The sequence below is a fragment of the Pedococcus sp. P2_E4 genome (assembly GCF_056403935.1).
In genome coordinates this window covers 32,875-54,590 of the sequence record NZ_JBFUEO010000022.1, presented here as the reverse complement: position 1 = coordinate 54,590, position 21,716 = coordinate 32,875, and the positions used below count along the sequence as shown (strand labels likewise).

Annotated in this window: 18 protein-coding genes; 4 read left to right on the top strand and 14 right to left on the bottom strand. The window is 70.4% G+C overall.

Features of this window, described 5'->3' with window-relative positions; translation table 11 throughout:
- Positions 1-19 precede the first annotated feature (19 nt).
- Positions 20-1,390 carry a cation:dicarboxylate symporter family transporter gene (locus AC1DV7_RS11845; protein WP_477597326.1) on the top strand — a complete coding sequence of 457 codons (1,371 nt, stop codon included), beginning with the start codon at positions 20-22 and terminating at the stop codon, positions 1,388-1,390.
- Positions 1,391-1,465: 75 nt separating this feature from the next.
- Here AC1DV7_RS11845 and AC1DV7_RS11840 read toward each other — a convergent pair whose 3' ends face one another.
- From AC1DV7_RS11840 to AC1DV7_RS11825, 4 genes are read right to left on the bottom strand one after another with little or no spacing between them, the layout of a single operon-like run.
- On the bottom strand, positions 1,466-2,236 hold the full coding sequence (locus AC1DV7_RS11840) for a hypothetical protein (RefSeq protein ID WP_477597325.1): 771 nt from the start codon (positions 2,234-2,236) through the stop codon (positions 1,466-1,468).
- Positions 2,233-3,654, bottom strand: a complete 1,422-nt coding sequence (locus AC1DV7_RS11835) for a wax ester/triacylglycerol synthase family O-acyltransferase (protein ID WP_477597324.1) — start codon at positions 3,652-3,654, stop codon at positions 2,233-2,235. Before AC1DV7_RS11835 ends, AC1DV7_RS11840 begins: the two co-directional genes overlap by 4 nt.
- Positions 3,642-5,924 (bottom strand): molybdopterin-dependent oxidoreductase, encoded by a 2,283-nt coding sequence (locus tag AC1DV7_RS11830; protein WP_477597323.1) that lies wholly within the window; start codon positions 5,922-5,924, stop codon positions 3,642-3,644. Before AC1DV7_RS11830 ends, AC1DV7_RS11835 begins: the two co-directional genes overlap by 13 nt.
- The gene (locus AC1DV7_RS11825; RefSeq protein WP_477597322.1) at positions 5,921-6,883 is read right to left on the bottom strand and encodes an alpha/beta fold hydrolase; all 963 of its coding nucleotides are present in this window, start codon (positions 6,881-6,883) and stop codon (positions 5,921-5,923) included. The genes AC1DV7_RS11830 and AC1DV7_RS11825 overlap by 4 nt, the downstream gene beginning before the upstream one ends.
- Positions 6,884-7,009: 126 nt before the next feature.
- On the opposite strand from AC1DV7_RS11825, the gene AC1DV7_RS11820 reads away from it, so the two are divergent.
- Complete coding sequence (locus AC1DV7_RS11820; protein ID WP_477597321.1) at positions 7,010-7,564, top strand: GNAT family N-acetyltransferase; 555 nt, start codon at positions 7,010-7,012, stop codon at positions 7,562-7,564.
- Between the two features lie 18 nt (positions 7,565-7,582).
- On the opposite strand, the gene AC1DV7_RS11815 is transcribed toward AC1DV7_RS11820, so the two are convergent.
- Positions 7,583-8,002 (bottom strand): Hpt domain-containing protein, encoded by a 420-nt coding sequence (locus tag AC1DV7_RS11815; protein WP_477597320.1) that lies wholly within the window; start codon positions 8,000-8,002, stop codon positions 7,583-7,585.
- The gene (locus AC1DV7_RS11810) at positions 8,002-8,412 is read right to left on the bottom strand and encodes a response regulator (RefSeq protein ID WP_477597319.1); all 411 of its coding nucleotides are present in this window, start codon (positions 8,410-8,412) and stop codon (positions 8,002-8,004) included. Before AC1DV7_RS11810 ends, AC1DV7_RS11815 begins: the two co-directional genes overlap by 1 nt.
- Before the next feature lie 274 nt (positions 8,413-8,686).
- On the opposite strand from AC1DV7_RS11810, the gene AC1DV7_RS11805 reads away from it, so the two are divergent.
- Positions 8,687-11,299, top strand: coding sequence for a response regulator (locus AC1DV7_RS11805; RefSeq protein WP_477597318.1), 2,613 nt, complete (start codon positions 8,687-8,689; stop codon positions 11,297-11,299).
- 13 nt (positions 11,300-11,312) lie between these two features.
- Here AC1DV7_RS11805 and AC1DV7_RS11800 read toward each other — a convergent pair whose 3' ends face one another.
- The 5 genes from AC1DV7_RS11800 to AC1DV7_RS11780 form a co-directional block, all read right to left on the bottom strand.
- Positions 11,313-12,845 carry an MFS transporter gene (locus AC1DV7_RS11800; protein ID WP_477597317.1) on the bottom strand — a complete coding sequence of 511 codons (1,533 nt, stop codon included), beginning with the start codon at positions 12,843-12,845 and terminating at the stop codon, positions 11,313-11,315.
- 212 nt (positions 12,846-13,057) lie between these two features.
- Positions 13,058-13,876 carry an ABC transporter permease gene (locus AC1DV7_RS11795; protein WP_477597316.1) on the bottom strand — a complete coding sequence of 273 codons (819 nt, stop codon included), beginning with the start codon at positions 13,874-13,876 and terminating at the stop codon, positions 13,058-13,060.
- Positions 13,873-14,790 (bottom strand): ABC transporter ATP-binding protein, encoded by a 918-nt coding sequence (locus AC1DV7_RS11790; RefSeq protein WP_477597315.1) that lies wholly within the window; start codon positions 14,788-14,790, stop codon positions 13,873-13,875. The genes AC1DV7_RS11795 and AC1DV7_RS11790 overlap by 4 nt, the downstream gene beginning before the upstream one ends.
- A 34-nt stretch (positions 14,791-14,824) precedes the next feature.
- The gene (locus AC1DV7_RS11785; protein WP_477597314.1) at positions 14,825-15,571 is read right to left on the bottom strand and encodes a DUF4386 domain-containing protein; all 747 of its coding nucleotides are present in this window, start codon (positions 15,569-15,571) and stop codon (positions 14,825-14,827) included.
- 52 nt (positions 15,572-15,623) lie between these two features.
- Positions 15,624-15,875 carry a hypothetical protein gene (locus AC1DV7_RS11780; RefSeq protein ID WP_477597313.1) on the bottom strand — a complete coding sequence of 84 codons (252 nt, stop codon included), beginning with the start codon at positions 15,873-15,875 and terminating at the stop codon, positions 15,624-15,626.
- A gap of 335 nt (positions 15,876-16,210) precedes the next feature.
- On the opposite strand from AC1DV7_RS11780, the gene AC1DV7_RS11775 reads away from it, so the two are divergent.
- Positions 16,211-17,413 carry an MFS transporter gene (locus AC1DV7_RS11775; RefSeq protein ID WP_477597312.1) on the top strand — a complete coding sequence of 401 codons (1,203 nt, stop codon included), beginning with the start codon at positions 16,211-16,213 and terminating at the stop codon, positions 17,411-17,413.
- Between the two features lie 54 nt (positions 17,414-17,467).
- Here the strand turns inward: AC1DV7_RS11775 and AC1DV7_RS11770 are convergent, their stop codons facing one another.
- The 3 genes from AC1DV7_RS11770 to AC1DV7_RS11760 all read right to left on the bottom strand — a co-directional run bounded on the left by AC1DV7_RS11770 (position 17,468) and on the right by AC1DV7_RS11760 (position 21,693).
- Positions 17,468-20,215, bottom strand: coding sequence for a winged helix-turn-helix domain-containing protein (locus AC1DV7_RS11770; protein WP_477597311.1), 2,748 nt, complete (start codon positions 20,213-20,215; stop codon positions 17,468-17,470).
- Positions 20,216-20,396: 181 nt separating this feature from the next.
- A complete protein-coding gene (locus AC1DV7_RS11765) occupies positions 20,397-20,672 on the bottom strand; it encodes a hypothetical protein (protein ID WP_477597310.1) in 276 nt (91 codons plus the stop codon).
- Positions 20,673-20,748: 76 nt separating this feature from the next.
- On the bottom strand, positions 20,749-21,693 hold the full coding sequence (locus AC1DV7_RS11760) for an NAD(P)/FAD-dependent oxidoreductase (RefSeq protein WP_477597309.1): 945 nt from the start codon (positions 21,691-21,693) through the stop codon (positions 20,749-20,751).
- Positions 21,694-21,716 lie beyond the last annotated feature (23 nt).

The window sequence follows — 21,716 nt, the reverse complement described above, 5'->3', positions numbered from 1 at the left end:
CCGAATCCCTGGAGACACCGTGAGTTCCAGCGCCGACAACGTCGTCGAACGCCCCGCAGCGAAGCGGGACCGCACCCACTACCTCTACCTCGCCGTCATCGCGGCGATGGTCCTCGGCATCATCGTCGGGTTCGCCTTCCCCGAGTTCGGGGTCAAGCTCAAGTGGCTGGGTACCGGCTTCGTGAACCTCATCAAGATGATGATCACGCCGATCATCTTCTGCACGATCGTCCTGGGCATCGGCTCGGTCCGGAAGGCCGCCCAGGTCGGCAAGGTCGGTGGCCTGGCCCTCGGCTACTTCATCACCATGTCGACCTTCGCGCTGGCCATCGGGCTGGTCGTCGGCAACATCGTCAAGCCCGGCGCCGGCCTGCACCTCACTGACGAGCTGGCCGCCTCCGGCCAGAAGGCGGTCGGCGAGGAGCACCTCACCACCGTCGACTTCATCCTGGGGCTGATCCCCGACACCCTCGTGTCGGCGCTCACCTCGGGCTCGGTCCTCCAGGCCCTGCTCGTCGCGCTCCTCGTGGGGTTCGCGCTGCAGAAGATGGGCCGCGCCGGTGAGCCGGTCCTCGCAGGCATCAAGCACTTCGAGCGGCTCGTCTTCCGCCTCATGGCGATGATCATGTATGCCGCGCCGATCGGTGCGTTCGGAGCGATGGCTGCCGTCGTGGGCGCCACCGGGATCGACGCGCTCAAGAGCCTCGCGGCCGTGATGATCGCGTTCTACATCACGTGTGCGCTGTTCGTGTTCGTCGTCCTCGGCACGCTGCTCAAGCTGGTCACCGGTGTCAACATCTTCCGGCTGCTGAAGTACCTGGCGCGCGAGTTCCTGCTGATCCTGTCGACGTCGTCGTCCGAGTCGGCTCTTCCCCGGCTCATCGCCAAGATGGAGCACGCCGGTGTCTCACGTCCGGTGGTCGGCATCACGGTCCCCACGGGGTACTCGTTCAACCTCGACGGCACGGCGATCTACCTCACGATGGCGTCGCTGTTCATCGCGGACGCCATGGACAAGCCGTTCTCGCTCGGCGAGCAGATCTCGTTGCTGCTGTTCATGATCATCGCCTCCAAGGGAGCCGCCGGTGTGACGGGTGCCGGGCTGGCGACCCTCGCCGGTGGCCTGCAGTCGCACCGCCCCGACCTGGTCGACGGCGTGGGCTTCATCGTCGGCATCGACCGGATGATGAGCGAGGCCCGGGCGCTGACCAACTTCGCCGGCAACTCCGTCGCGACAGTGCTCATCGGGCACTGGGTCGGCGAGCTCGACCGGCCACGGCTCGACGCGGTGCTCGCGGGCGACCTGCCGTTCGACGAGGCGACGCTCATCGACGACGGTGACGAACCCGACCGCGTCGGCGACCCGGCCTCGGTGACCCAGGGTCACTGACGCCCCCTGCCGGCCCGCGCGATCTGACGGCCCCGCCCTCCTGGGTGGGGCCGTCAGGCTGTCTGCCTCGGGACGTCAGGCCGGCCGGTCGACCGTGAACACGGCCGCCATCCCCCGGGGCGGGGCGAAGGGGCGCCAGTCGGACGGGTCCTGTGCCAGGCGGTCGGCAACGACCCAGAGCACCGCCGGGTGGTGACCGAGGCCGAGGTGCGAGGCAGGGACGGCGATGCTCTCGCGTCGCTCTGCCACGTCCTCGCGGCAGACGCGCCACGAGACGATGCCGTCCAGGCGGGAGTAGATCGAGGTCGTGGGCATGCTCAGGGCCGACGACGGGTCGGGTCCGTCGGAGGTCGCCTCGCGGAACCGCCGGCGCGACAGCAGCCGGTAGGCCGCGTCGGCGTGCGTCTGGCCCGGCTCGCTCGTGGCATAGGGACTGCCGAGCGTGATGACCTGCCGGACCAGCTCCGGCGAGCGCACGGCGAGCGCCCTGGCATAGATGCCACCGAGGCTCCAGCCGATCACCGTGGCCGGGGCTCCGGCCGCGTCGGTGAGGGCCTGGAGGCGGGCCGGGAGCCGGCGGACCACGTCCTGGGTCGGCCCGGTGTTGAGCCCGAGCTGCCACCCCGTGGCCTGGTAGCCGAGGCGCCGCAGGAACCGCCGCAGCAGCACGGTCGAGCTGTCGGACGCCAACAGGCCGGGGAGCACGAGGACCGGGTGGCCGTCCCCGCGCGGCGCCCGGGCGAGCTGTGGCGCCGTCACCGTCGTCGCCCCGAGCTCGAGAATGCTGCGCCAGGGCTCGGTGACGAGCAGCAGGGCCGACGGGCGCCGGCGTCCGGCTGGCGTCACCGCGCACCCCTGGCGGGTGACGGCCCCTCGGCCACGGCCACCAGCTCGTCGAACCCGGCCCGGATGCCGTCGGCGAGCACGCCGACGTCGGGGAAGCTGTCGAAGTCCGCCGTGATGCCGAAGCTGAAGCGGTCGAGGTAGGAGAAGATCCCCGTCGCCACCCGGACCCCGGCGAAGACGGGGACGTAGGGGTGCGACTCGACCAGCCGGTGGCCCAGCAGGAACAGCGGGACTCGCGGCCCCGGGACGTTGGTCGTGCCGGTCTGGGTCAGCCGGTTGGGCACGACCGACATCGACCGCGCGCCGAGTGCCAGCAGCGTCGGGGCCGCGAAGTCCGCGAGCCCGACGATGGCGGCGGCGTCGACGGCGCCCATCCCCCGCTTGTTGCGGTCCATCTGCTCGCGGATCAGCGTCAGGCGACGCACGGGGTCGTCCTCGGCCACGGGCAGGTCGACGACGACGCTCGTGACCTGGTTGTTGACCTGTCCGCGGCCGGCCTCCTGCCGCGTGGAGACCGGCACCAGGGACCGCACCACCATGCCCGGGACCAGCTCGCCCCGGCCCTCGACGAGGTCGCGGTGGCCGCGGGTCACCGCCGCGAGGATGACGTCGTTGACCGTGCCCCCGAGAGCCGTCCTGATGGTCTTGACCTCGGCCATGGTCGCCTGCGTCCAGACCCACCGGCGATGCGGTCCCAAGGGGCCGTTCATGCTCCTGGGCGTGGGCTGGCCACGACCGGGGACCAGCTGCGAGATCTGTTGCGGCACCAGCTCCTTGGCCGCGACCGCGACCCCCGCCAGCGCCACCGGGAGCCTGGTGAGGGTGCCGACGCTCGGCGGGCCGAGCCGTCGCAGGGGTTCCTCGACGAAGTCGCGCACCGAGCCGGCGGCGACCGCGAGGGTCGACGGGGCAGGACTCGGGGACCAGGGCGACGGCTCCGGCCGGGGCGGAGCGGGCTCGAGGTCGAAGATCACCTGCATCAGGTCGGTGCTGCCCTCGCCGTCGATCATGCAGTGGTGGACCTTGGAGATCAGCGCCCACCGGTCGTCGGCGAGCCCCTCGACGAGCCACGCCTCCCACACCGGTTTGGTCATGTCGAGCCGCTGGGCGAACACCCGCCCCGCGAGGTTGCGCAGCTGCTCCGGCCCACCCGGGTGCGGCAGCGAGGTGTGGCGCACGTGGTAGAGGATCTGGAAGTGCGGGTCGTCGACCCAGATGGGACGCCCCAGCTGCAGGGGGACGGGCTTGATCACCTGCCGGTAGCGCGGGACGAGGTCCAGCTTGCCGGCGAGCAGCCGCACGAGGTCGCCGTAGGCCGGAGCGGGGCCCTCGAGGACTGCGACCCCACCGACGTGCATGGGGGTGTTCTCACCCTCCAGGTGGTAGAACATCGCGTCCATCGCGCTCATCCGGTCCATGTCGCGTCCTCCCCCGGGACTCCCGCGTCCTCCTTCGTGGCTCCCGCGTCCACACCCACGACCACCGCGGCCGGGTCGGTCGGGGTGATGGTGACGGGGATGCCGTTGAGGGCGGCTGTGCCCGTCGGCACGTCCACGAACAGGTCGTCGGCGAGCACGTTGCTGTTGACCCCGGCGTGGGCGGCGGCCACCCGCAGGCGCGCCCCCACGGTGTCGTGTCCCCAGCCGTGCGGGATGCTCACGACGCCCGGACGTACCGAGTCGGTGACCTCCACCGGGACCGTGATCGCACCGGTGCGCGACTGCACGAGGGCAGGCGCTCCGTCGCCCAGCCCCAGGCGCTGCGCGTCGCTCGGGTGCACGTGGACCGTGCAGGTGTTGGATCCGCGCACGAGGGGTGCGAGGTTGTGCATCCACGAGTTGTTCGAGCCCAGCTGCCGGCGCCCGATCAGGACCATCGCCTCGGAGTCCCCGGGGCCGTGGTCGAGGGTGGCCACCAGGCGTGGGACGTCCGCGGTGACCGGCTCGGGCGCCAGCTCGATTCGACCGCTGGCCGTGCGCAACACCTCGGGGACGCGCGGCTGCAACGGACCGAGGTCGAGCCCGTGGGGCGTGGCCTCGAGGTCGGCCAGGGTCAGGTCGTAGGGGCCCGCCCGCAGCAGGAGGTCGACCAGCCTGGCAGGGCCGCGACGTCCCTTCGCGACCGTGGGGTCGAGGCCGTACCGCTGGGCAGTCTGGGCAGCGACGTGGTCGTCGAGCGCGCCGAGGTCGGCATTCGGGCCGAGCCCGGCGGCGATGCCTGTGAGGCGCAACAGGGTCTGCCACTCCTGGAGGAGGTCGGTCTGCATCGCCGCCGGGCTCCAGTTGGCCATGTTGCGGACCGCGAGCTGGGTGAAGGTGAGGTCGTAGTGGTCCCTGGCCAGCGGTGAAGGCCCCGGCAGGATCACGTCGGCGTGCTCGCTCGTCTCGTTGAGGTAGACGTCGAGGGACACCATGAGGTCGAGCTGCTGGACGGCCTCGCGCAGGCGGCCCGCGTGCGGGGTGGACAGGCAGGGGTTGCCACCGACCACGAAGAGCGCGCGCACCTGCCCCTCCCCCGGGGTCAGGATCTCGTCGGCCAGGGTCGCGACCGGGAGCTCCCCCATGACCTCGGGCAGGCCGCGGACCCGGCTGCGCCAGCGACCGTGCTGCCACCCCCGAGCCGAACTGCCTTGTCCCGCAGTTCTTTTCGCCTGTCCGAAAGGTGCGATGCTGTTCGCTTGACCGGCCGCCGCGAGGGGAAACATCGCGCCGCCTGGGCGGTCGAGGTTGCCGGTCACGACGTTGAGGACGTCGACGAGCCAGCTCGCGAGCGTTCCGAAGGCCTGGGTCGTCGTGCCGATGCGGCCATAGACGGCCGCGCTCTCGGCGCTCGCCAGCTCACGCGCCATCCGCTCGATCTCGCCGGCGTCGAGGCCGGTCAGCGGCGCCACAGCAGCCGGGGTGAACGGCGCCGCCAGGTCCTGCAGCGCGTCGAACCCGTTGACGTGGTCGGCCAGTCCCGCGAGGTCTGTCAGCCCCTCGGCGAGGATGACGTGCAGGACCGCGAACAACAGGTGGGCGTCCGTCCCGGGCCGGATGGCGTGGTGCTCGTCGGCCAGCTCGGCGGTGCGGGACCGCCGCGGGTCGACGACCACGACCTTGCCACCGCGCGCACGGATCGCCTTGAGCCGACCGCGCGCGTCGGGCGCCGTCATGAGCGACCCGTTGGAGACAGCGGGGTTGGCCCCGAGCAGCAGCAGGTGCTGGGTGCGGTCGAGGTCGGGGATGGGGATGCTCAGCGGGTCGCCGAACAGGTAGCCCGACGAGAAGTGCTTGGGCAGCTGGTCGACGCTGCCCGCGGTGTAGATGTTCCGAGTGCCCACTGCCTTGTAGAGGGCCCTGCCGTAGAGGGTCACCCCGAGGTTGTGCGACGACGGGTTGCCCAGGTAGAAGGCGACCGACTGCGGGCCGTGGGCCGCGAGCAGCGGGGTGAGGCGGCGGTCGATCTCGTCGAACGCCTCGTCCCACGTCGCAGGCGCCCACCGCCCGTCGCGCTTGACCATCGGAGTCCGCAGCCGGTCGGGGTCCTCGTGGAGCGCCTTGATCGACACCCCCTTGGGGCAGATGAACCCGTGTGAGAACGCGTCCTCGGTGTCACCGCGGACCGCCGTGACCTCCTCGCCGTCGATGGTCACCTCGAGGCCACACGTGGCCTCGCACAAGGGACAGGTGAGGTATGCCGTGCTCATGGGCGCGGCGCGAAGTCGTGGTCGCCCAGCCACGTCACCACGCGGGAGACCACCTGTTCGGGCGCCTCCAGCTGAGGGGTGTGCCCGACGCCGGGCAGGAAGGTCGTCTCCCACGCCGGGTTGGCGGCCGCGACGGCACGGGCGGCGGCGATCGGGACCAGCCGGTCGCGTTCCCCGTGGACCAGCAGCACGGGCTTGTCGATCGCCTGCATGAGGGACTGGTACCGCTTGGGGGTGGCGAGGACCTTCATCAGGGACCGGGCAGCGGCAAGGAACGCGACCTCCTGTCCGGGCACCTCTCGGCGACGTTCTGCGAGCAGGACGCCGGCGTCGACCACCTGCGCGTCGGCACGGGCCGGGTCGGCGAAGCAGAGGTTGACGACACTCTGCACCCGCTGGCGGTCCGTGAGTCGACGGTTCAGGAGCTGCAGGTACTTCTCGCCGAGGTAGGGCGTCGAGTACAGCAGGAAGCTCGCCGCCACCTGCGCGTCCGGGACCTGCCGGGGCACAGGGATCGACGGGTCGACGAGGACCAACCCCTCGACGAGCTCAGGGTGAGCAGCGGCCAGCAGCAGCGAGACCATGCCCCCCATCGAGTTGCCGACCAGCACCACGGGTCGCCCGACGACCTCCCGGACGAAGCGGGCCAGGAGGTCGGCGTTCGCGTGCACCGAGGTCGAGCGGTGCGTCCCCGGGGTGAACCCGAAACCGGCCTGGTCCACGGCATACACGTGGTGCGCGCTCGTGAGCGCGGGCGCGGTCCCCACCCAGTTGAGGTGCGAGCCGCCGAGCCCGTGCACCATGACGATCGGCACCCCGGCGGAGGGGTCGTCGGCCCGGTCCGGGCCCCCGAAGTCCACCCAGTGCACGGGACCCCCGAGGTCGCTCTCCCAGCCCTGGCCACCCCAGGGGGTGGCCAGCTGCAGGCTCGCCGGCCGCGCTGCCGTCTGCGCTGTCACGTGTTGACCACCGTCCGCACCGCCTCACGTCCGGTGCTTGCAGGGGCGCCTCGCGAGGTGAAAGAAATGGGAGTTGACGCACGACCGACCCTAGGCGTCGGCCCCACCCCCGGCAAGGACCACTGGATGACCGAGCTGCGCACCGACCGACTGATCCTGCGGCACTGGCGCGAGGAGGACCTCGAGCCGTTCGCGGCGCTGAACGACGACCCGGACGTCATGGCGCACTTCCCGTCGCACCTGACGCGGGAGGCCAGCGACGCGATGGCCGACCGGATCTCGACCTTCCTCGACGACCGCGGGTGGGGCCTGTGGGCCGTCGAGGTGGCGGGGACCGGGGAGTTCGCCGGGTTCACCGGCCTGTCGATCCCCCGCTTCGAGGCGCCGTTCATGCCCGCCGTCGAGATCGGGTGGCGGCTCGCGCGCGGTGCGTGGGGCCGTGGGATCGCCTCGGAGGCGGCCAGGGCGTCGATGGAGCACGCCTTCGCGGTGCTGGACCTCGACGAGGTGGTGGCCATGATCGTCCCTGGCAACCTCCGTTCCCAGGCCGTGGCCACCCGGCTCGGGATGGTCCGCGACGAGGGCGCCGACTTCGACCACCCACTGGTCCCCGAGGGCTCCCCCGGCCGTCACCACTGGCTCTACCGGATCACGCGGCAGGAATGGTCCGCCGCCGCCTGAGCCGACGTGCCGGGACGGTCAGGAGGTGGGCTGCGGACCGGTCGTCTCAGCCAGCGCTGCGCGCAACCCTGCGACCAGCTCCAGACCCCGAGCCGCCCTGACGTGCGCGGCCTCGCTGCCGTCGTCCTCGTGCAGGAGGGACTCCAGGCGGCGGGCGAGGCGGCTCGCCTCACCGAAACCGAACGTGCCGGCCGAGCCGACCACCGTGTGGGCGGTGCGGCACGCGGTCAACCGGGCGTCCTCGGTCAGGACGCCGCCGCGCAGGAGGGCGAGGGCGTCCTCGAGGACCTCCACGCGCGAGAGGTTCGTGGCCCTGGCGCGGTCGCGGAACGAGGCCATGGCATCCACCGCATGTCGCTCGGCGTCGCGCTCCGCGCCCTCCCGGTCCGGATCACTCGATGTGCCGCCTGCCCCGTCGCCGGGCGGCACGGTCGGCATCACGACCAGCCGAGGATCGCGGACAGCTCCGCCGGGAGCAGCATGGGGTCGAACGGCTTGCCCAGAACGCCAGCCACGGGCAGGTCCGCCAGCGAGGCGCGTTCGGACGCCTGGACACTGGCCGTCAGCAGCACGACGGGTATGCCGGCCGTCACAGGATCCGCTCGAAGCGCCAGTGCTGCGGTGGGTCCGTCCATGCGAGGCATCATCACGTCCATGACGATCGCGTCAGGCTGTTCGGCTCGCGCACGATCCAGTGCTTCCTGACCGTTGCTGGCGGTCGTCACCGTCCATCCGCCGACCACCTCGAGACTCATCTGGGCCACCTCGAGGATGAGCTCGTCGTCGTCGACCACGAGGACTCGGCGGGGACCCCCGCCGAGGGAGTCGGTCCGCTCCGGCGCGTTCACCCGCAGGAATGGTGCAGTCGGGGTGGGTTTGCGGCCATTGCGCCAGTCTGCATCACCGGCACCTCGCGCGCACTCCCGATGCCCGCCTGCCGCGGTGGCGCAGCGCCGGATAAGGGGCACACTGGGCGCATGAGGGCAAAAACACCCGCGAGCGACCAGCGCAGGCGATGAGGGACACCAAGGGGACCGCAGCCGAGGGGCTTGAGCGGGCTGCCTCATTGCTTGAGCGGGCTGGCTCCTTGCTTCAGCGGGCTCCCTCACTGCCGGACCGGCCGTGACGGCCGCTCCGGCCGCCGACCGGCGCGGTGCGCCGACGGAGGTGCGCAGGTTCAGCAGGGCCGACCCCCTCGGGGGCCTTCCGTTGCGCCAGGCCCTGCTCGTCGCGGCGGTGGTCGCTGTCCTGCTCCCGCTGCTGGTGGTCACCACCGCTCTCACCGGCTTCACCGCGGTGGAGCGCGCCCACGCGAATGCCATCAGCCTGCTCACCGCCCAGCAGTACCAGCAGGACGCCAACCTGATGTACGCCACCATCCACGGCGACGTGCTCGAGTCCCTCGAGGCGTTCGAGGGCAACAACGAGAGCCCCGACGAGCTCGCGGCTCGCACCCGCCTGCACGTCGCCCAGCTCCAGGGCGACCTGGGCAGGCTGAGCGAGACGACGACGGCGACCTCGCTGGCCCCCGACGTCCGAGCCCTGCGCACGTCACTCGAGGCCTATGGCGCCGAAGCAGTGCGGCTGACCGCGCCGGCGGTGACGTCGCGCGGCCAGGCTCGCGACCAGCACATCGCCTTCGACCGCGGCTTCGACGACCTCGCCGAGTCGCAGTCGGCAATGACGGACGCGTTGGCACGGGAGGCCCAGCTGGCCAACCAGGCTGCCGACCGTCGGCAGGAGTCGGCCATCCGCTGGACCGTCATCGTGGCGGCTGGCACCTTGGGCGCGATGCTGCTGCTCGCGTTCGCGCTCTATCGCCTGGGCGCGGGCAACGAGGTCCTCGTGCGCCGCGTGCAGGAGAAGGCCGACCACCTGGCCTTCAGCAACGACGAGCTCGAGGATGCCCAACAGCTCGCCCACATCGGCAGCTGGCAGTGGGACCTCACGACCGGGCAGACCCAGTGGAGCACCGAGTTCTATCGCATCCTCGGCCTCGACCCGGACACGCAGGGCGACCACCAGGACCTGTTCCTCGCACGCGTCCACCCCGACGATGCTGCCGAGGTCGTCCGAGCCCAGGACGAGGCTGCCACCGCGCACGATGACATCCACTCCGATTACCGCGTCGTGCGCCCCGACGGCACGGTCCGCGACGTCCGCGCCATGGGCCGGGCAGTGCGCGGCGAGTCCGGCACCGTCGTCCGCCTGGTCGGGACGGTGCAGGACATCACCGAGCAGCGCGTGGTCCAGCGGATGAAGGACGAGTTCGTCGGCGTCATCAGCCACGAGCTGCGCACGCCGCTGACGTCGATCCGCGGCGCGCTGGGCCTGATGTCAGGTGGTGCGGTCGGGACCCTGCCGCCCAAGGCACAGCGGATGGCTGACGTGGCGCTGAACAGCTGTGAGCGCCTGGTCCGACTGGTCAACGACATCCTCGACGTCGAGAAGCTGAGTGCCGGGAAGCTGGAGCTCGACCTGGAGCTGCTGCCCGTGCAGGTGCTGGTCGAGGGGGCCCTCGAGGAGATGCGCGCGATGGCGCACGAGGCGGGTGTGACGCTCACGGCGACCCACAGCGACGCCGTCGTGTTCGCCGACCGGGACCGCATAGCCCAGACGCTCGCCAACCTGCTCAGCAACGCGGTCAAGTTCTCCCCGGAGGGAGGCGTGGTGAGCGTGTCGGCGGGGCCGGCACCGGCCGGGGAAGGCGGTGACCGCGTCGTGCTGTTCACGGTGACCGACCAGGGCCCCGGCATCCCGGCTGACAAGCTCGAGAGCATCTTCGACCGGTTCGCCCAGGCAGACGCCTCGGACAGCCGCGCCAAGGCCGGCACCGGCCTCGGACTGCCCATCTGCCGCGGCATCGTCGAGCAGCACGGCGGCCGCATCTGGGCGACCAGCACCCCCGGGTCAGGCAGCACCTTCACCTTCGTCCTGCAGGCTGCCACCACCACGCCGGCGGACGACCAGCAGGGCGGCCCCAGTCCGGTCGGCGCGGTGCTGATCTGCGACGACGATCCGGACATCGTCGAGGTCCTGGCCGCCATGCTCGGAGCGCACGGCTACTCCACCCTGAAGGCGCACACCGGGCAGCGCGCACTGGAGCTCGCGGCCGACCAGGCGCCCAGCCTGATCCTGATGGACCTGCGCATGCCGGGCATGTCGGGGTGGGAGACCATCGCCGCCCTGGGCGCGAACCCGGCGACGGCGCACATTCCCATCGTCATCCTCAGCGCTCTGGCCCCCGACGACATGTCCGTCCCCGCGGCGTCCTCCTGGCTGACCAAGCCCGTCGACCAGGGAGCCCTGATGAGCTCGCTTCGGGAGGCCCTGGGCACTGAAGCCACCACCAGCGTGCTGGTCATCGAGGACGACGAGGACCTCGGCGACGTCCTCAAGACCTTCTTCACCGAGCACGGGGTCCACGCCCGCGTCGCCCACACCGGGATGCAGGCCCTGGCCATGAGCCACGAGGTCCCACCCGACCTGCTCGTGCTGGACCTCGGGCTGCCCGACATCGACGGCTACGCGGTCGTCAAAGCGTTGCGGCGCGACGAACGGCTGCGCACGCTGCCCATGGTCGTCTACACGGGACGCGAGCTCGAGGAGACCGACCGACGTCGGCTGCGGCTGGGCGAGACGCGGTTCGTCACGAAGTCGGGCGAGTCGCCGGCCGACTTCGAGCGGCAGGTCATCGGTCTCCTGCGGTCCATCACGTCGCCGACCGCCGGGTGAGGTGGTCGTCGCGTCAGTGGTGCAGGTGCATACCGGCGCCGCCTTCGACGCGCGCGGCAGGCATCCGCAGGTAGGCGAAGACAGCGAGCAGGGCGGCGATGCCGGCAGCCGCGAGGAACCCGCGGGGAAAGCCGTTCACGACGCCGGTCGCGCTGGCCAGGTTTCCCGCACTGCTCGCCACGGCGGACAGGACGGCGACGCCGAGGGCGGCGCCGACCTCGTGTCCGGTCATGAGGAACCCGGACGCCATGCCGGCGTGCTGGGGTGGGATGCCGGCCATGGCGGTGATGGACACGGGAGCGAACACCATGCCGACGCCGAGGCCGATGATGGCCAGGCCGGGCAGCACTCCGGTGACGAAGCTGGACCCGGCGGAGGTCTGCGCGAGCAGGACCGCTCCCCCGGCCACGATGACCAGGCCGACGGCGGCGACGGCCCGCGGGGTTCCGTGAGCCAGGGCGTGCCGGGCGATGACCGTGCCGACGGTGATGGCGAGGGCGAACGGCACGAACGCGAGACCGGCGCGGATGGCGGAGTACTCCATGACCGTCTGGACGAAGATGGACGTCAGGAACACCGTGCCCACCAGCACACCGGTGACACCCAGCATGACCGGGGTGCCGGACACGAGGGACTTGACCTTCCAGGTGTGCGGCGGGATGAGCGGGCTCGCAGCCTTGTCCTCCCGGACCTTGAACGCCACCGCGAGGACTGCCGAGGTGGCGAACGCGATGACGACGCGGGCGGAGAGCCAGCCGTGCTGCTCGCTGGCGCCGAGTCCGTAGAGGAGGGCGGCAAGGCTGCCGATGACGGTCACGGCACCGGCGACGTCGAACTGCTTGAGGGTGGTGCGCGCGGTGGAGGCGGCGGGGATGACCTTGAGGCCGACCAGGAGCGCAGTGGCGCCGATGGGGGCGTTGATGAAGAAGATGGTCTGCCAGCCGGCCCAGGTGGTGAGGGCTCCGCCCAGCAGGACGCCGGCGGCGACGCCGAGCGATCCGACCGCACCCCACAGGGTGAGCCCGAGGCGGCGCTGGGCGCCCGAGTACGTGGTCATGATGATGGACAGTGCGGCGGGGGTCATGAGGGCGGCCGACAGCCCCTGGCCCGCGCGGGCCGTGATGAGCTCGCCTGCCCCGCCTGCGAATCCGCTGACGATGGACGCGGCGGTGAAGACGGTCAGCCCGGTCAGGAACACCCACTTGCGGGACAGCAGGTCGGCGATGCGGCCTCCGAACAGCAGCCCGCCGCCGGACATCATCAGGTAGGCCGTGACGACCCACTGCAGGTCGGACCCGTCCAGCTGCAGGTCGCGTCCGATGGAGGGCAGGGCGGTGTTGACCACGGAGATGTCGAGGACCACGAGGATCTGGGCGGCGAGGGCGAGGGCCAGGACGACCCAGGGCTTGCGGGGCCCRTCGTCGGTGTCTCCGTGGTGGCCGTGGGTCGGTGCGTGGTGCGCGGTGCCGGCTGGGGCGTGGGCGGTGTATGACGTGGGCGCGGGGGTGTCGACCGCGGGCGGTCCGGCGGTGGGCTTGGCGTGCATGACGACTCCTGGGGCGGTCTCGGGGAAGCTCTGCTTCTGGTCCCACCGCTGAGGTTGCGATGGTGAGACCTACCTTCGTCGGAGTGCCAAGGGCTCGCGCCGGTCAAATGGCCGGGGTGGGCGTGAAGCCTGCAATGTCTCGGACAGTGGCCGACCGGCGCGCCACCCTTACCTGGCGGCTTGGTGGAGGGCGGCGCGGCGCGTTGGGTCTCTTACTTCACCTCGGACCGGAGCAGGCTGGCCACCCCGAGAGCGAGTGGGGCCACGAGCCAGACGGCTGAGGTGACGGCTAGCTGGGTCCACTGCTGGGCGTCGAAGCCGCCTTGGAACAGGGCGTCCTGGCTGTAGTTCGGGTCGACCCAGGGCTGGGCCTTGCGGAACCAGTCCTGGCTCATGGCCAGGAACGTCAGGAGGGTGGGCGCGACGAAGGCATAGATGAAGTAGACGACGATGGCGCCGGCGGAGGCGCGGATGAGGACGCCGAGCATGAAACCGACGGCCATGAGCAGCGTGTTAGCGAGTGCGAAGTAGGCCAGGTCAGAGGGGTTCTGGTCCCAGACGATGGGCAGGTCGTGGATGGTGGTGCCGGCGAGGTTGCCGAGCGCTCCGAGGGGGAACGCGAGCAGCATCGCGGCCACGCCTACCAGCAGCATGGCGATGCCCTTGGCGAGGATGACGCGGCCGCGATGTGGCACGAGGGTGAACGTGGTCAGCCCGCTGCGTTGGGTCCATTCGGCGGTCACGGACAGGACCGCGATGAGCGGCAGCAGGACGCTCATGGGATAGCCGATGGCCAGCGTGAACGTGCTGTAGGTGAACTGGTCGTCAGGGGCGAATGCGATGACGAGGAAGGTCGCGAGGACTGCGGCGATGCCGGTCCCGGCCAGGAGCCAGAAGCCGGAGCGTGTGTCGACCGACTTGCGCAGCTCGACGGCGACGATGCGTCGCAGGGGGATGCGGGCCGGGGCCGCGGTGCGTGCCTCGGTCGGCGCCATGGTGGGGGTGTCGCTGAGGGCGGTTGCGGTGCTCATGCCGCTGCTCCTTCTCGTTGGGTGGTGGCGGTGAGCTCGAGGAACATTTCCTCCAGGCCGGCGCCTTCGGCCGGCCGAAGCTCGAGCAGGGCGATGCCCGCGCGGGCGGCGTGGGCGCCGACGTGTTCGGTGTCGGCGTCGACGCGCAGGGTGACGACGGCGGTTCTGGTGGGCGTGCCGTGCTCGCTGTACGCGGTGCCGGTGTTGGCCAGGGCGGCGACCAAGCCCTCGCGGTCGCGGGTCTTGACGAGGGTTCCGGCCCCTGCGAGCAGGTCCGTTTTCGTGCCTTGGGCGACGATGCGGCCGTGGCCGATGACGACGAGGTCGTCGGCGATGACTTCGATCTCGTGGAGAAGGTGGGAGGACAGCAGGACCGTGCCGCCGCGGTCGGCGTATCCGCGCAGCAGGTCTCGCATCCAGCGGATGCCGGCGGGGTCGAGCCCGTTGGCTGGTTCGTCGAGGATGAGGATGTGGGGGTCGCCGATGAGGGCCGTGGCGATGCCGAGCCGTTGCCGCATACCGAGGGAGTAGTCCCGCACGCGCCGGTTCGCTTCGGTCTCGGTGAGGCTGACGATGTCGAGCAGTTCCTCGACCCGCGACTGGGGCAGGCCCATCGTCTTCTGGGCGATGGTGAGGATTTCGCGCCCGGTTCGTCCGGCGTGCTGTGCTGAGGCGTCGAGGAGTACCCCCACCTCCCGTCCGGGGTTGGGCAGGTCGGTGAACCGGCGGCCAAGGACGGTGGCGGTGCCGGTGGTCGGTTTGGTGAGGCCGACCATCATCCGCATGGTGGTGGACTTGCCTGCGCCGTTGGGCCCGAGGAATCCGGTGATGCGTCCCGGGTGGGCGGTGAAGGTGATGTCGTCGACGGCGACAGCGGGTCCGTAGCGTTTGGTGAGTCGTTCCACGGTGAGCATGAGCGGTGTCCTCTCGAAGCCTGGGCCAGTGGTGTTACGACTGGGGCGGGGTGGCGGTCAAAGCGTTGGGCTTGAAGCCCTTGACGATGAGGTAGATGCCGAAACCGAGCTCCCAGAAGAACTCCGGCGCAGCCGAGAGGCTCTGGACCGCGCCACCGGGCTCGATGAGGTGCAGGACGGCCGCGGAGCCAGAGGCGATGATGAGCGGTCCGCCGATGAGGCCGAGGACGGCGAGCCGGCGCGGCACCAGACCGGTTCGGAACATCATCCAGCCGAGGATGCAGCCGTTGCCGACACCGACGACGAACTGCGGGCCGAGGTTGAAGGTCCAGTGCTGCATGGCGAGGAACGCGTCCCCGACGGTGGCCAGGCCAGCGGCGGACTGGTCGCCGGCGGCCGCGTAGTCCTGACGCAGGGTGACGACCGTGAGGACGGCAAGGATTCCGGCACCGATGAAGACGCTCTCCATGATGCGGGCGGCGATGAAGCTGAGGCCGAGGTTGGGGTACCGGTTCTTGACGACCGTGTACAGGGCGGTGGCGCTGCCGATGTTGGCGATGATGAGGATGGCCTCGGCGAATGYGCCCCATAGGACGCGGGAGTCATGTCCGGGGCCGGTGACGTAGTTCCCGTCGAACAACGGCGGGTAGAACCAGACCTTGGCCGAGATGGAAGTGACGTAGGTGACAACGAACATCCAGCCGACGATGGTGGCGGCGCGACGTGTCGGGTCCGCGGCTGGCTGACGGTCGACGGTGCGGGTGTGCTGGGTGGTGGTCATGGGTGTCTCCTGGTGGGTGCGCTCGGGTGGGCTGGATTGGATGAGGGTTGGTTCAGGTCGATGGGCTGGGTGTGTCAGGGTCGGTCTGGGTGACGGACAGCAGCGGGATGCCGACGTCGGAGAGGCGTCGAAGGAGCCCGTGGAGCGCCGCCTGGTCGGTGACGGGCCCAACCAGGACGGTGGTGCCGTCGTCGAGGGCGTGAAGGGTCATGCCCTCGAACCGAGCTGCCCACCGGGGTCCGAGCCGCCCTTGGAGACGGATCTCGTACCAAGGGGTGGCTGGCTCGGGCGGCTGGTCGTTCATGGCTCTCCTCGAAGGTGGCCCGAGGTTGGCTTTGGCGGGCCGGGGGTCTTGATGCGGTACGCCGCAACGTAGGAGCCGATGTGGTGAGCAGCCATCACCAGATCTGGTGAGGGATGGGGTGAACTTCGTGCTCCGCCTTGGCGGGCCGGGACCTGGCTCTCGGTCCTCGCACCGGCCGACCTCTAGCCCCCAGTGCGCCGACTGCCTACCGTGTGGGGGGTGGGCGGACTTGGGCCGCAACCATTCGCGTTCGCGCGGGAAGGCCGCACATGCCCGACAATGAACCCGCAACTGTCGCTGCGGCGACAGAGCCAATCCCGCGTGAGGTTGGGTGGGTGTTCGTCGCCCTGTACACGCTGTCCTACCTGGGTACGTGCCTGCTGTTCATTGCACCCTTGGCGGTCACGTTGGCGTTGAAGGTGAACGACCTGGTCGGGCAGAACGCGGCACCGGGGCGTCTTGCGGTGGTGGTCGGGACGGGGTCGGTCGCGTCCCTGTTCGCCAATCCGTTGTTCGGTCGGCTGAGCGACCGCACGTCCTCCCGCTGGGGGATGCGCCGCCCGTGGATGATCGGGGGTCTGCTTGGCGGGACCGTTGGAATCCTCATGGTGGCGACGGCGACGAACGTGGCAATGGTGGTCCTGGGTTGGTGCATTGCGCAGCTGTTCTTCAACGCCGTGCTCGCCGTGCATGTCGCGGTGTTGCCTGACCAGGTTCCGTCCGCGCAGCGCGGCCGGGTCTTCGGTGCGCTGGGGGTGTGCCTACCTGTCGCGTCAGTGGGTGCGACGTTCGTCGTCAAGGTGTTCAGCGGGCACCAGCTCGCCATGTTCATGCTGCCCTGCGCTATCGGTGGGGTCCTCATCGTGGTCTTTGCTGCGACGTTGAAGGACCGGCGTCTGCCTACCGACGTCACGCCTCGGTGGACGCTGCGCGAGGTCATCAGCACGTTCGTCGTCAGCCCGCGCCGGCACCCGGATTTCGCGTGGGCGTTCCTGAGTCGCTTCCTGCTGGTGATGGCATACGCGTTCCTTACCACCTACCAGGTGTACTTCCTCCTCCAACGGCTGCACCGGGACGAGGCCGACATCCCTGACCTGGTGTTCCTGGGGACGCTTGCCCAGTCATCTGCGGTCGTGGTCGCTTCCTTGGTGGGAGGCCGGCTCTCGGACCGGGCCGGCAGGCGCAAGGTGTTCGTGCTGGCTGCCGCGCTTGTGTACGCATTGGCGATGGTGCTGCTGAGTGTCGCAACAACGTTCCCGGCGTTCTTGGTTGCGGTGGCGCTGAGCGGGTTGGGGTTCGGGCTGTACTTCGCAGTCGACCTCGCCTTGGTGGCCGACGTGCTCCCGAACCCGGACGACTCCGCGAAAGACCTGGGTGTGTTCAACTACGCGGGCGCGCTGCCGTTCGCGTTGGCGCCGGCGGTGGCGCCCAGCATTCTGAGCCTTGGGGGTGGCAGCTACGGGTTTCTGTACGGCGTGGCGGCGGCCTGCGCGGCAGCCGGGGCGTTCGCTGTGCTCCCGGTCAGGGCCGTGCGGTAGGAAGCTGCCGCATCACACCGGGCGAGCTCAAGTCAGAGAGAACCAGTTGCAGTGCTACCGCGTGTTGCCAGCAAGGAGTCCGAGCTCGCGGGCTCGGCTGACCGCAGCTCGTCGTCCACTCACGCCGAGCTTGGTGTACACGTTCCGCGTGTGCGTCCGCAGCGTGTTCAGGGACACGACGAGGTGCCGCGCAAGCTCGGGGCCGGTGAGGTCCGTGGCCAGCAGGCGAAGCACGTCAAGCTCGCGTGGACTGAGCGGGTCGACCAGGCCCTGACGCGGCCCGGGCAGCGACTCGTGAGCGCTGACCGGCATTTCGCCCGAGCACGCTGCTCGCAGGGCGAGCACGTAGGCGGTGTTCCGTTGCTCGGCGCGCAGCACGGCCAAGACTGGGAGAAGCGCCGCGCCGTGCTGGGCGAAGGGTCGGACATAGCCTTCGGGTGCGGCGAGCGTAACCGCTTGCTCGAGGTGTGCGGCCGCGGCGGCCTCGTCACGGCCGGCAGCGTCCGCCATGAGAGCTTGCAGGACCTTGATCTCGATGAGCGTGCCCAGGCGACCGCCGCCGTGCGCCGAGTCATGGAGACGGCTCAGCAGTTCGGAGGCGTCCGTTATGCCGTCACGGCCATGGTCGGTGCGTGACTGTGCTACCAGGAGCATGGCCAGCGTGACGTGTTCGTACTCACGCACATAGCTCAGGTCGTCCGTGGGCGAGAGGCGATGCTCGCCGGCCCAGCTACGGGCTGCCTCGAGGTCGCCGCCGGCCAGCAGGACGCGCGCAGCGGTGGCGTGCACCGGCCGCACGTCGGGAGCAAAGTCAGCGACGTACACCCGTTCGGCCTCCTCGAGCAGCGCTGCCGCCTCGTCAAGGTCGCCGCGTGCCTGCCGCAGCAGGGCCATGGCCACGCGCAGCCGGTACGGGTGCCGGGGCAGCCCGGCCCGTTCGCCGACGTCCTGGGCGGCGCGCAGCTGACTCTCTGCTCCGGCAAGGTCGCCGCGCTCCAGCAGGACGTCCGCCAGTCCCGTGTGCATGTCGGCCGTGCCGCGTTGCACTTCAGTCTGGCCGAGCGTCAGGTCCAAGGCTCGTTCCAGCGTTGCCTGGGCCTCACGCAGGCGACCTTGCGTGACCCTCAGGTCCGCCAGCGTGGTTGAACAGCCCAGGACGTCGGGGATGTAACCGACCAGCCTCAGTTCTTGGACGCAGCGGGTGTAGCACGCGTGTGCCGCGTCGAGGTCGCCCACCGTCCAGTGCGCCAGACCGGCCACGCCCCAGGTGCCCGCGCGGGTCGGGTGGTCGTCGGCGGGTGCGAGGGCTCTCGCTTGTTCGACGTGCCGGTGGGCTGCCGGCAGGTCACCGGCGAGCAGTGCCAGCCCGGCCCGGTAGAGCTCTGCCTTGCCAGCCAGCTGCGGCAGCTCCGCCGGGTCCTGCGCCACCACCTCGGCTTGAGGCCACGAGCCGCCCTCAACCTCGGCTGGGGAAGGCCGGAGGGGTTCTAGGGCGTCCAGGCGTGCGGGGATGCTGGTGAACTCGTTTCGTGACATCAGCGCTGAGATGAACCCCATCGCCAGTACTGGGCGGGCCCGGACGACGTCGTCGGGCAGGACGTCGACCCAGCCGACCACGGTCGCTTCTTGGCGCTGGCGCAGGAGGTCGGGGACGGCCTGCTCCATGAGTGCTGCCGCCCTGACGTGGTCTTCGGCCGCGACGGCGTGGCGTACGGCGGGGAGGAGCTGACCGTCGTTCTCCAACCAGGTGCTGGCGCGGCTATGTAGCTCGGCCGCCGTCGGGCCTGCGGTGTCTGCGGTCAGGTGGGCGCGCAGCACGTCCGCGAACAGGTGGTGGTAGCGGTACCAGCGTCGTCGGCCGTCGAGCGGTATGACGAACAGGTTCTGCCGTTCCAGGTCCAGCAGCGTGTTGGTGCCAGCGGTCTGTCCGGTGACGGCGTCGCACAGTGGTCCGGTGAGCTGGTTGAGGATGGACGTGCGGAGCAGGAAGTCGCGGATGCTGGGTGGTTGGCGACTGAGGACTTCGTCGACGAGGTAGTCGACGATGAACCGGTCGTCGCCGGCGAAGTCCGCGACGAACTGGCTCACGTCGTCCAGGCCACGCATCGACAGAGCAGCCAGCTGGAGCGCGGCGGCCCATCCTTCGGTCCGGTCCTCCAGGACCTGCAGGTCCGCCGTGTCGAGGTTCAGACCGGCCTGGTGGAGGTACGTGGCGGTCTCGGGTGCGGTGAACCGCAGGTCGGCGGCGCGTACTTCGATGACGTCCCCGCGGGCACGGAGCCGGCTCAGCGGTAGGTCCGGGTCGGCCCGCGTGCTGAGAATGAGGTGGACGTGGGGGGGCAAATTGGTGAGCAGAAACGTCATGCCTTGGGCGATGGGGGCGCTGTCGACCAGGTGGTAGTCGTCGAGGATGAGAACGACTGGTTCGGTGCTGTCGGCCAGCCTGTTGACGACCTCGGTCAGCACAGCCGACATTGGCGGCCCGGACCCATTCAGCAGGGGCAGGACACCGTCTGCCAGGTCTGGCACCAGCGGGGCCAGCGCGGTGACGACGTAGGTCCAGAACACGTCGGGTTGGGCGTCGCTGGGTTCCAGGGACACCCATGCGACGTGGTCGGTTCCGGGACCCTGGTGGACCCAGGTGGCGATGGCTGTGGTCTTGCCGAAGCCCGCTTGGGCTGACACCAGGGTCAGCCTGGTTTGGGCGCCTGCGTCGAGGAGCGCGGTGACCCTGGGTCGGGCAACGGTGCCGGTTCGGGCGTGCGGGATGAATAACTTGGTGCTGAGCAGGGGGCCCGGCATGCCTGCTCCATCCTGTCCTTCGGCTCGGTGCTTGCAGCGTAGGGCAGTGTTGGCGGGCGGTGCCGCAGACTTCACGTCGAGCGTGCGCGCCATTCAGCGCGGTGTGGCGGGGGCCCAGGCCCTCGTCGGGGGCTGGAGGGTCTGGGCTGTCTTGGGGTCGGCCGACTGGGTCCCTGCAGGGTTAGCGTCCGGTCTTGCTCGTCAGCATCCGGGCCCGTGCCTCGTGGAGCTGGGGCATGAGGCCGTAGATGACGACGGGGACGGCGATGGTCGCCAGGACGAACGTGCGCAGCACGGGGTTCATGGGCCGCAGCCAGTCACCGAGGGTGAGGTTGATGATGGTCAGCGTCGGGAACACGCACAGCCAGATCATGAGTGCCAGCTGGTGCTTGGTGGGCGGGCCCACTCGGGGCGGGGCGGCCGGCGTGGTTGTGGTGGGCGTGGCGGGATGAGACATGGGTCTACTCCTGAAGTGGGTGTCGTGGTGGTGGAGTCGGCTGGCCAGTGCGGCCAGCGGAGTGACGCGGTGCTGGCTACTGCGAGTCGGCGACGAATCCCTGGCTGAAGAGGTCGACCGCGGCCTGGATGTCGTCGTCGACCAGGTCGGCGTTGATGGCGATGGCTGCAGCGGAGCCTTCGCCGGCGGCGGTGATGACCTGTGCCCGCGGGTTTGTGACGTTTCCTGCGACCCAGAGGCCGGGGACGCTGGTGGCGCCGTTCACGCCGGCGGCGACCCAGCCGTTCTCGTCGACATCGGCGCCGACGCCGACGAGCAGTTCGGAGTGCGGAACGAAGCGGGGTGGGACGAACAGAACGTGTCTGGGGATGACCCGCCCGTCGGTCATGGCGACTCCGGTCAGGGTGTCGTCTTCGATGACGAGTTGGTCGACTGGCCCTTCGACGATGCCTATGGCGCGGGCGACCAGCTGTGTCCGGTCGCGTGAGGTGAGTTCGCCCTGCGGGGCGAAGAGAAGGAGGTCGTGCGTCCACTGGCGAACGATCTGGGCGTACCTGACGGTCTCCGGTCCGTGCCACAGGACACCAGCGGGGCGGTCGCGCACCTCCCAGCCGTGACAGTACGGGCAGTGCAGCACGTCTTTGGCCCACCTGTCACGCAGCCCGGGAACGTCCGGCAGCTCGTCGCGCAGCCCGGTGGTGACCAGGACGCGGCGGGCCTGCACGCGCTGGCCGTCGGCGAGGAGCGCCTGGAAGCCGGTGGACCCGCACCTGACGAGCTCTGTGACGGTGCCGGAAGCGGTGGTGGCGCCGTAGCCGGTCACTTCGGCGCGGCCCGCCTCGAGGAGGTCGGTCGGGGTCATGCCGTCGCGAGAGAGGAATCCTTGCATGTGCGCGGCGGGCGCGTTGCGTGGTGCCCCGGAGTCGACGACGAGGACGTCTCGTCGGGCTCGGCCGAGGACGAGGGCTGCCGAGAGGCCGGCGGCTCCGCCGCCGACGATGAGGACGTCGTAGCTGTTCATGTACCCGAGAATGCTCCCGGGTT